Consider the following 1,796-nt stretch of genomic DNA (forward strand, 5'->3'; position numbering starts at 1 on the left):
GACGAGTACGCCCGGCTCCACGACGCCGCCGACCTGCCCGCCCAACGCGCATACTGGCGCGGCCAACTCCACGGCCTCCCCCGGCAGGGCGACGGTGGGCCGACCGTGTCGCTAGAGCAGGCTCTCGCCTGGGGCCCGAAGGCGGGGCACACCGTGACGGTGCCGCCCGAGGTGATGCAGCGGTGGGACCGGGCCGCCCGGGAGCACCGGTTCAGCCGCTCCAGCTACTTCGTCGCCGCCTTCGCCACCGCCCTGCGCGCCGTCCACCAGCAGGACGACATCGGCCTGCTGATGGTGGTCGCCAAGCGCGGCAGCAGGGTGCTCGACTCCGCGTTCACCACCCGACTCAACCTCAACTGCGTGCGGGTGCGCTTCGACGGGCCGCAGGACGACAAGCTCGTCCTGCGGGTCCACGAGACGGTCGCCGACCTGATGCGGGCGCAGGACGTGCCCTTCGCGGAGACCGCCGACGATCCCGCGGCCGGGCTCTCCAGCGAGGTGGTCGCCAGCCTGCCGACCTTCGTCTACCAGGACAACGTGGTGCTCCCGCTGGACCTGCCCGGCTGCCGCACCGAGGAGGTCGTCGACCCGTACGCCCGGGAGGTGTCCAACGGCCTCACCGTGGAGGTGCTGCCCCGCGCCGACCACGCCCTCCTGCGCGTCACCATCCGCACCGACTACCTGCCGTACCGCTTCGCCGAGGAGCTGAACGGCCACATGCTGCGCTTCCTCGATGCCGGTCCCGCGCCGGCTCCGGGTCGCTGACCGCACGTCGTACCCCCTCGTGCCGGTGGGCGCGGACGACCGCGTCCACCGGGTTCACCTGGGTCTTTTCGCACCGGCCCCGCCTACGGGCGACGCCGGTCCTGATCGGAGGTTTGGCTCATGTCCGTCGGGTTCGTTGGTGGTCCGGCCCAGGCTCCGGGGCTCGCCGCCCCCGGCACCGACTTCGAGACCCTCGATCTGGTGGGTGATCTGCGGCGGGTGGTGGTGTGGCCGGCGCGGGCGGGTTCGGTGTGGCAGGCGGTGCAGTGGCCGGCCGGTGCGGCGGCCTCGGGCGCTGCCGTGGTGGCGGGGCTGGTGGGGGTGTTGGCGCGGTACACGGGTCAGGAAGAGGTGGTCCTCGGGCTGGCGTCGGGTGGCGTGTTACGGGTGGAGGTGGCCGGTGATCCGGGGTTCGGTGACCTGATCGGTCGGGTGGCTGCGGCGTTGGCGGCTCCGTTGTCGGTGTCGGCTGCGGAGTCGGCGGGTCCGGTGGTGGTGGGGTTGGCCGATGGGCCGGTGGCCGAGGTGGGGCCGGATGTGGTGGATACCGGTCTGGTGGTGTGGATGGCCGGTGACGGGTCGGCTCTGCGGGTGGACTTCGCGGTGGAGGAGTTCTCGGACGGTTGGGTGCGAGGGCTGCTGGACGCGGTGGTGACGGTGGTGACGGCGGGATCGGGCGAGCCCGACCGAGGGCTGTCGGGGTTGGCGCTGGTGTCGGCGGCGGAACGGGATCGGTTGCTGGGCTGGGGCCGAGGCCCGGTACGTGATGTGCCGACCACGCCGATTCACGAGTTGGTAGTGGGCTGGGCGCAGCGGTCGCCGGAGGCGGTGGCGGGCGTGGCCGGTGGTGAGGTGTTGACGTACGGGGAGTTGGAACGCCGATCGGCGGTGCTGGCGGGATACCTGCGATCGGCGGGCGTCGGTGTGGGCGATGTCGTGTCGTTGGCGTTGGATCGGAGTTTGTGGACGTTGGTGGCGGCGTTGGGGGTGTTGCGGGCGGGTGCGGCGTATACGCCGATGGATGTGGCGTG

General features: G+C 72.2%; 2 protein-coding genes. Both read left to right on the top strand.

Going from position 1 to position 1,796, the window contains the following annotated elements:
• On the top strand, nt 1-765 hold a 765-nt coding region (locus GA0070558_RS32540; protein WP_256092271.1), incomplete at its 5' end, for a condensation domain-containing protein.
• Nucleotides 766-984: 219 nt separating this feature from the next.
• Nucleotides 985-1,796: AMP-binding protein (locus tag GA0070558_RS32545; RefSeq protein ID WP_256092272.1), on the top strand; the 812-nt coding region annotated here is incomplete at its 3' end.

The organism is Micromonospora haikouensis (genome assembly GCF_900091595.1).
Lineage (GTDB): Bacteria > Actinomycetota > Actinomycetes > Mycobacteriales > Micromonosporaceae > Micromonospora > Micromonospora haikouensis.